General features: G+C 61.9%; 7 protein-coding genes. 3 read left to right on the plus strand and 4 right to left on the minus strand.

What is annotated here, in order from left to right; genetic code table 11:
* Positions 1-3: 3 nt before the first annotated feature.
* Complete coding sequence (locus Q8X48_RS26275) at positions 4-669, minus strand: CoA transferase subunit B (RefSeq protein ID WP_007975748.1); 666 nt, start codon at positions 667-669, stop codon at positions 4-6.
* 36 nt (positions 670-705) lie between these two features.
* Positions 706-1,404: a CoA transferase subunit A gene (locus tag Q8X48_RS26280; protein WP_007975747.1), complete on the minus strand. Its 699-nt coding sequence runs from the start codon at positions 1,402-1,404 to the stop codon at positions 706-708.
* A 173-nt stretch (positions 1,405-1,577) separates the two neighbouring features.
* Between Q8X48_RS26280 and Q8X48_RS26285 the strand changes: the two genes are divergently transcribed.
* Complete coding sequence (locus Q8X48_RS26285) at positions 1,578-2,474, plus strand: LysR family transcriptional regulator (RefSeq protein WP_015094555.1); 897 nt, start codon at positions 1,578-1,580, stop codon at positions 2,472-2,474.
* Between the two features lie 120 nt (positions 2,475-2,594).
* Here Q8X48_RS26285 and Q8X48_RS26290 read toward each other — a convergent pair whose 3' ends face one another.
* Both Q8X48_RS26290 and Q8X48_RS26295 read right to left on the minus strand, forming a co-directional pair.
* A complete protein-coding gene (locus Q8X48_RS26290) occupies positions 2,595-3,437 on the minus strand; it encodes an NAD-dependent protein deacetylase (RefSeq protein ID WP_407802137.1) in 843 nt (280 codons plus the stop codon).
* Positions 3,438-3,566: 129 nt separating this feature from the next.
* Complete coding sequence (locus tag Q8X48_RS26295) at positions 3,567-4,613, minus strand: class I SAM-dependent methyltransferase (protein ID WP_407802136.1); 1,047 nt, start codon at positions 4,611-4,613, stop codon at positions 3,567-3,569.
* 446 nt (positions 4,614-5,059) lie between these two features.
* Here Q8X48_RS26295 and Q8X48_RS26300 point away from each other — a divergent pair, with 446 nt between their 5' ends.
* On the plus strand, positions 5,060-5,902 hold the full coding sequence (locus Q8X48_RS26300) for an HvfB family MNIO-type RiPP peptide maturase (protein WP_407802135.1): 843 nt from the start codon (positions 5,060-5,062) through the stop codon (positions 5,900-5,902).
* Positions 5,895-6,568: HvfC family RiPP maturation protein (locus Q8X48_RS26305; protein ID WP_407802795.1), on the plus strand; the 674-nt coding region annotated here is incomplete at its 3' end. The genes Q8X48_RS26300 and Q8X48_RS26305, both read left to right, overlap by 8 nt.

Raw genomic sequence — 6,568 nt, forward strand, 5'->3', positions numbered from 1 at the left:
TCCTCACTGGGCAGCGAACTGCATTTCCGGAACGTGGTCCGGGACGATCAGTTTACCAGCGGTCTTGGCGACGATTTCCTCGACACTGACGCCAGGTGCGCGTTCCTTGAGGACAAATGCGCCATTTTCGATTTCCAGGTAGGCGAGGTCGGTCAGCACGCGCTTGATGCAACCGGCGCCGGTCAGCGGCAGGCTGCATTGCGACAGGAGCTTGGACTCACCGTCCTTGGACGCGTGGGTCATGATGACGATGATGTTGTCTGCGCCGGCCACCAGGTCCATCGCGCCGCCCATGCCCTTGACCAGCTTGCCGGGGATCATCCACGAGGCGATGTTGCCTTGCACGTCCACTTCAAACGCACCGAGTACGGTCAGGTCGACATGACCACCGCGGATCATCGCGAAGGACTCGGCCGAGGAAAAGATCGAGGCGCCGATGCGCGCGGTCACCGTTTGTTTGCCGGCGTTGATCATGTCGGCATCGATGGTTTCTTCAGTCGGGAACGGACCCATGCCCAGCAGGCCGTTTTCCGACTGCAGCATGACTTCCATGCCTTCAGGGATGTAGTTGGCGACCAGGGTCGGAATGCCGATGCCCAGGTTCACGTAGAAGCCGTCCTGCATTTCGCGGGCGACGCGTTGAGCCATTTGTTCGCGGGAAAGTGCCATTGTCGTTATTCCTTCATTCGGTCCGGGGGCAGGGGATCACTTACGCACGGTGCGCTGTTCGATGCGCTTCTCGAACGTGCCGCAGATGATCCGGTCGACGTAGATGCCAGGGGTGTGGATCTGCGCCGGGTCCAGCTCGCCGGGTTCGACGATTTCTTCGACTTCGACCACGGTGATCTTGCCGGCGGTGGCGGCCAGCGGGTTGAAGTTCTGGGCGGTGTGACGATAGATCACGTTACCGAAATGGTCGGCTTTCCAGCCTTTGACGATGGCGAAGTCGCCGGTGATGGACTCTTCCATCAGGTACTTGCGGCCATGGAATTCACGCACTTCCTTGCCTTCGGCAACCGGAGTACCCACGCCGGTGGCGGTGAAGAAGGCCGGAATGCCGGCGCCGCCCGCGCGCATTTTCTCGGCGAGGGTGCCTTGCGGGGTCAGGATGACTTCGATTTCGCCCTTGAGCAGCTGCTCTTCGAACAGCTTGTTTTCGCCGACGTAGGACGCCACCACTTTGCTGATCTGGCGGTCGGTCAGCAGTACGCCGAGGCCGAAACCGTCGACGCCGCAGTTGTTGGAGACCACGGTGAGGTCGCGAGTGCCCTTGCGCTTGATCTCGGCGATCAGGTTTTCCGGGATGCCACACAGGCCGAAGCCGCCAGCGATCACGGTCATGCCGTCTTCAAGACCTGCCAGAGCTTCCTCGTAGGAACTCACGCGCTTGTCGAAACCTGCCATATGCACCTCTTTTATTCTTTGTGGGCGGCTGGCTAGCCGAATGGGAAGGAGTGTCTCGCCGAAGTATTCATTTGTTAAGTTGATTTTTACGGTTGATTAATAGATAAAACTCAACAAACCGCTGCTTTCTTGCAGCTCCAGGCTTGTAGCTTACAACTGGAAGCGAAGCGAACATGACCATTAAGCAGATCCGCGCCTTTCTCGCCGTGGCCCAGAGCCTTAGCTTTGCCGTGGCCTGTGAACGCCTGCACCTGTCGCAATCGGCCCTGAGCCTGACCATCAAGGCGCTGGAAGAGGGCCTTGGCGGACGCCTGTTCACCCGCAACACGCGCAACGTGGCGCTCACCGCCGAAGGCGAATCCCTGGTGCCGCTGGCGCGCCGGTTGATCGCCGACTGGGACAATGTCGAGGACGAGCTGCGTCAACGCTTCACCCTGCAGCGCGGTCGCGTGACCCTGGCGGCGATGCCGTCGTTCGCCGGCAACCTGCTGCCGCCGATCCTCAAGACCTTCCGCGCCCGTTACCCGAACGTCAACGTGACGGTCAATGACGTGATCAACGAGCAGGTGCTGGAAATGGTCCGTGACCGCCAGGTTGAACTGGGGGTGGCGTTCGAGCCGACCCAGAGTTCGCCGCTGCAATTCACGCCGTTGTACATCGATCGATTCGTGGCGGTGGTGCCCCTGGATTCAGCGCTGGCCGAACTCGATGACATCGATTGGCAGACCCTGCTCAAGGAGCCGTTCATTACCTTGCAGCGACCTTCCACCGTGCGGGTCATGCTTGAAGAGCACCTGCAGGCCCGCGGCATGAAGCTGTCGGTGGAGTTTGAAAGCCATCAACTGGCGACGGTCGGACGCATGGTCGCCAGCGGCCTGGGTGTGAGCGCGGTGCCGGCCTTGTGTGCCGGGCAGATGCGTGAGCTTGGCGCGCGCTGCATTACCTTGCGCGATCCGGTGGTGGAGCGGGCGCTTGGTGTGTTGACGTTGCCCGGGGGGGAGCTGTCGGCGGCGGCGCAGGCGTTGTTTGATGTGCTGAAGGAGGAAAAATTTGGGGAAAAGCTTCTCTGACATGAGCGCCGGCCCCTGTGGGAGCGAGCTTGCTCGCGATGAGGCCTGCACATTCAACATCTATGTTGACTGACTCGCCGCCATCGCGGGCAAGCCCGCTCCCACAGTTTTCTGGGTTGATCAGGAAGATAGGCGTTGGGCCAACAAGGGTAAGAGCTGCTCGCACGCCCCCTCGATCTTCATATCCAGAATGTCATCCGCCCGGGTCTTGCCCAGGTTGATCGCGATCAACGGCTTGCCCTGATCCACCACCGCCCGGCACAAGCGAAACGCCGAATAGGCCATCAACGAAGACCCGATCACCAACAACCCGGCAGCCTGTTCAACGGCCGCCATCGCCTTGGCCGCCGTGGCTTGCGCGACGTTTTCACCAAAAAACACCACATCCGGCTTCATCCGTTCCCCGGCGCAATGCGGGCAATGCGGGACCTGGAAACGGGCCTCGAAGGCCGCGTCGAGCAGGGTGTCGCCATCCGGCGCCTGTACCGCGTCGACGCCGGCCAGGTAGGGGTTGCGGGTTTCCATCAAGCGCTGGATCGAGTCGCGCTCGCAAAGCCTGCCGCAATCGAGGCACAACACCCGGTGCAAACTGCCGTGGAGTTCGATCACGTCATGGCTGCCGGCCTGGTCATGCAGGGTGTCGACGTTCTGGGTGATCAACCCGCTGATCTGTCGCGTACCCTGCAGCCGGGCCAGGGTGTCGTGGGCCACGTTCGGCTGCGCCAGGCGCACCCGTGGCCAGCCGAGCATCGCCCGCGCCCAATAGCGGCGCCGGGACTCCGGGGCGGAGAGAAACTCTTGGTACATCATCGGCTGCCGGCCCCGTCGCACGCCCTGGTTGTTACGATAATCGGGGATGCCCGACGGTGTGCTGATGCCGGCCCCGGTCAGCACTGCAAACGGCGCGTCGGCCATGCGTTGATGGAGGCGCTCGAGTTGTTCGTGGATCAGGCTGTCGAGCATGCTGGAAAACCTGTAGGAGCGAGCTTGCTCGCGATGGTCGTCAACGATAACACTGTAAGCCTGACACCCCGCGGCGTGCTCGCGCTTTTCGCAAGCACGCTCGCTCCTGCAGAAGACGGGAGGCGGTGTTTACTTGCGTGCCTCCAGAATCAGGTTGAACGGCGTCTCTGTGGCCCGACGAAAACGGCTGAACCCGGCCTCGCTGAACACCTTGCGCAACCGCGCTTCACCGGCCTGGGCACCCAGCCCGAGGCCGACTTCCTGGGACAGCGAGTTCGGTGTGCATATGAAGGTCGAGGCGGCGTAGAAGAGGCGTCCGACCGGGTTGACGTTGTCGTCGAGCAAGTCATTGGCGTAGGGCTCGACCAGCAGCACCGTGCCGTCCTCCTTCAACGATTCATAGGCATGTCTGGCCGCGCCCACCGGATCGCCCATGTCGTGCAGGCAGTCGAAGTAGCAGACCAGGTCATAGTCGTTGCCGGGGTAGCTTTTTGCTGTGCCCTGGAAGAACTTGGCCCGGCCGGACACACCGCCTTCTTCGGCCCGTTGGGTGGCGACGGTAATGGAGGGCGCGTGGTAGTCGAAGCCGACGAAGCGCGAATCGGGAAATGCCTGGGCCATGATCACCGTCGAGGCGCCGTGACCGCAGCCGATGTCCGCCACTTTGGCCCCGGCTTCCAGTTTGGCCACCACGCCGTCGAGGGCCGGCAACCATTCGGCGATCAAATGGGCTTTGTAGCCGGGGCGGAAGAAACGCTCGGTGCCGCTGAACATGCACGGATGGTGCTCGCCCCAGGGTAGGGCGCCGTTGCCGCGCATGGCGTTGACCAGCTTGTCCTTGTCATGGAAAAACGACGCGACCACACCGATACCCCCGGCGATATAGACCGGTGAGTCTTCGATGGCCAGGGCCAGGGCTTGCTCCTCCGGAAGGCGGAACTGGCCGTCCTGGTGTTCCATGTAGCCGGAAGCCGCGTGGGCGCTGAGCCATTCGCGTAGCAGCCGGGTGTTGCAGCCGGTTTTCTCGGCAAGGGTTTCGGGGGTGATGGGTTGGCTGTCGGCCATCGCCCGGTACAGGCCGAGCTCCTCGCCGAGGATGACGTTGGCGAGCATCGCCGCGCCGCCCATGTCATTCACCAGTTTGCCCATGAAGTCGTTGAGTCTGGCCTCGTCCATCACGTTTGCTCCTTTGGCAGGATCACGGTCCAGAGGCATTGTCTGACGAGGCATGCGCCGCTGGGCGGTGGTCGTGGGGATGTGCAGGGCACCAAGTGGGTCCTGTGTGCGTTAAGTCTAGTCCGGGGCGTGTGTACTGCTGTCTGGAGCGACGAAAGTCCTCATGATTGACACTAAACCCCTGTGGGAGCGGGCTTGCTCGCGAAAGCGGTGGCTCGGCCAACATCTCTTCTGAATGTGCCGGCCTCTTCGCGGGCAAGCCCGCTCCCACAGGATCAGCGGAGCCCGCAAAGATCGTGTGTATCCCACTGTATCCAGACCCCTTCTTGACACAGTGACCTCTTATTCCGCCCCCAGCCGAACACAGTCCCGATACACCCCTTCGATTAACTGTGCCTCATGGCGGGCACCTGCCCGCGCCCTTGGACACAGGCGAGATCGATACCATGCAGACATCCATTCCCCCCGTAGCCAAGGCCAGCGCCGGGCTTGGCCTGCGTCGCGGTTTACTCAAAGACCTGCAAGCGGCCCCTGTTGGCAGTTTCGACTTTCTGGAGGCCGCGCCAGAAAACTGGATCGGTATTGGCGGGGCCCATGGCGCGGCGTTGCGGGCACTGGCCGAGCGTTATCCGTTGTCCTGTCACGGCTTGTCCCTCTCCCTGGGTGGGCCGTCGCCGCTGGACGTCGGTTTTTTGCAGGAAGTCCGGGGTTTTCTCGATCACTACCACGTGCCGCTGTACAGCGAGCATTTGAGCTATTGCAGCGATAACGGTCACCTGTACGACCTGTTGCCGCTGCCGTTTACCGAAGAAGCGGTGCACCACGTCGCCGCGCGTATCCGCCAGGCCCAGGACATCCTCGGGCGGCGCCTGGCGGTGGAAAACGTCTCTTACTACGCCGCGCCCCAGCAGGACATGGACGAGGTGACGTTCACCAATGCGGTGTTACGCGAGGCTGATTGCGACCTGTTGCTGGACGTCAACAACGTCTACGTCAACTCGATCAACCACGGTTTCGATCCCCAGGCGTTTCTCGCCGGTATCGATACGGGACGGGTGGTAGCCATACATATCGCCGGGCATTTCGATGAGTCCGACACCTTGAAAATCGATACCCATGGCGCCTCGGTGAAACCGGCGGTGTGGTCGTTGCTGGCCCAGGCCTACGCCCGGTTCGGTGTGCAACCGACCTTGCTGGAGCGCGATTTCAATTTTCCGGCATTTGCCGAACTGGTGGCGGAATTGCAGACCATTCGCCGCCTGCAGCAGGAGGGCATGAACCGTGGATAAGTCGAGCCTTGTGCAGCAACAAACCACCATGGGCCTGTATCTGCGCGACCCTGAGCACAACGCGCCACCCACCGAAATGGAACCGGCGCGGGCACAGGTTTACCGCGATCTGGTGTTCGCCAACCTGTCGTCATTGCTCAGTGGCACCTTTCCGGTCCTGGTGAAGGTTCTGGGCGATGAACACTGGCGTTCGCTGGTGCGGATTTTTCTGCGGGACTACCGCGCCCGAACACCGAAATTCGGTGAGATCGCCCAGGAGTTTGTCGAGTTTCTTGCCAGTGAACCGCTGGCGTTGGCCGATGGTTCGTGGCCGCCGTTCATGGTGGAGCTGGCGCATTACGAGTGGGTGGAAATGGCACTGCAACAATCTGACGCCGAGCCTGTGGCTGCCGGTGATGCGACGTTGCTGCTGGATCGGCCCTTGCAGGTGTCGCCCCTGGCCTGGCCGTTGGCGTATGCCTGGCCGGTGCAACGGGTGGGGCCGGATTATCAGCCGGACGTTTTGCCGGCTCAGCCGACGTTGTTGCTGGTGCGTCGGGCCGAGGACTGGGGTGTGAAGTTTTCCGAGTTGAGTCCGTTGGCGTGGCGGTTGTTGCTGCTTGTTGGCGAGTATCCCGAGTTGACCGGGCTTGAGCTGTTGCAGGGGTTGGCGGTGGAGGCTGGGGC

This window comes from Pseudomonas sp. QLc11A (genome assembly GCF_052112305.1).
GTDB classification, from domain to species: Bacteria; Pseudomonadota; Gammaproteobacteria; order Pseudomonadales; family Pseudomonadaceae; genus Aquipseudomonas; species Aquipseudomonas laurylsulfatiphila.